The organism is Streptomyces sp. NPDC001056 (genome assembly GCF_053598955.1).
On record NZ_JBSFLI010000104.1, the window covers coordinates 1 to 1,431 of the forward strand.

The window sequence follows — 1,431 nt, forward strand, 5'->3', positions numbered from 1 at the left end:
CGGCGCCGGCAAGGGCCACCGCAACGTCATCTGCATCACGCTCGGCACCGGCCTCGGCGGCGGCATCATCATCGGCAACAAGCTGCGCCGCGGCCGATCTGCACCATCCCCAGGATGTTCATGCCCAGCAATGCAGGGCCGTTCATGGTGGGCATGACGGCAACCTGGACGTTATGGGCACGGAAGGAACCGAAAACCACTTCTGCTACCGTGGCGACGCATCCGAAGACCTCGCCGGCCGCCGTGCTGAACTGGCGAGGTTCGCATGATGTGATGCCCAAGGGTTTGGCCAGCGAGCCAGGAACGGATGTCACGCCCGCGCCGGTATCCACAATGAAGGTGACAGGCTGGCCGTTGATGCTGCCCGGCGTCTCATAGTGCCCGCGCTGATTCTTTGGCACGCTCATGGTGGCCACGCGCGGCGGCTCGCCCGCTCGTTGTGCGGCCGTGGCGGCAGGCTTTTTGCCGAAGTAATCGAAGGCAACAAAGCACAGGAACCCGATCCCGATCCAGACATAGGCGATGCCGGCGAGGCGCGGCCTTGCCATGTAGAAGGCCGCACCGGCCACCATCAGGAGGCACAAGACCGGATGGCTCAACACGAAACCTTTGAGCCATTGGGTCGTCATCAAGAGGGCGTCGTGTGGAGTCGCCCCATGCGCTATTTGCCAGATCGCGCCCGCGACAATCAGAAAGGCGTAGGGCAGCGCATTGGCGATGACGAACTGCAAAAAGGTGATACGGGGTTGGTCTGCGCGAACCTCGCGCGAACCGCGAAACACCTTCGGGTCATAGTAATGATCCTGCATGGTTTTCGCGGCCCGCTCTCGATACCAATCCCGGTCATCTGCGCTCATGGCCAGCTTTCACTTACTGAAGACCACGGCCGGCACTGGCATCACCAGCTCAACCTCTACGCGCCGGTTTGCGCTGCGCCCAGCCTCGGTGTCATTCGAGGCGACAAAGCAGGTCACGCAGTAGGAGACTTTCAGCTTTCGGGGGTCAACGCCACCACGGGCAAACGCGGCGCGCACAGTCGCAGCTCTTGCGATGGCCAAGGCGCGATTGCCGGCCACGGTGCCGGTCGAATCAGTGCGGCCACGGATCAAGACGCGCTCGGCCGTCATGGCCAGTGGCAGCAGCTCGGACAAGCTACGCTTGGCCTCATCGTTCAGATTTGCCACGGAGCTAGAAAACGGGAGCGAGCGCAACGAACTGGAGGCAGTAGCCGCGACTGGCGCGGCCGTGGCCGGGCCGACTGCAACTACCGTCACGGGGCGCACGTCGTCGGTGAGCTGGGCGGAGCCGGCCGGGATGGCATCCGCTTCGGCCGGGATGGCGAGTGTGGCGACAGTATGGGCGTCTAGCTTGGCCAAGACCGAAGGCTGCGCCGCCTTGGTGGGACGCGGGGTCAGAGGATCGCCCCGGGGG

The 1,431-nt window shown here is 64.2% G+C and carries 2 protein-coding genes and 1 pseudogene; 1 reads left to right on the forward strand and 2 read right to left on the reverse strand.

Annotation, left to right across the window (positions count from 1 at the left end; all coding sequences use genetic code 11):
- Positions 1–97, forward strand: a pseudogene (locus tag ACWDD7_RS37685) (ROK family protein); the annotation flags it as partial.
- Here the strand turns inward: ACWDD7_RS37685 and ACWDD7_RS37690 are convergent.
- On the reverse strand, positions 69–857 hold the full coding sequence (locus tag ACWDD7_RS37690; protein WP_450460708.1) for a retropepsin-like aspartic protease family protein: 789 nt from the start codon (positions 855–857) through the stop codon (positions 69–71). The pseudogene ACWDD7_RS37685 and the gene ACWDD7_RS37690 overlap by 29 nt on opposite strands.
- Positions 858–866: 9 nt before the next feature.
- On the reverse strand, positions 867–1,431 hold a 565-nt coding region (locus ACWDD7_RS37695; protein WP_450460709.1), incomplete at its 5' end, for an OmpA family protein.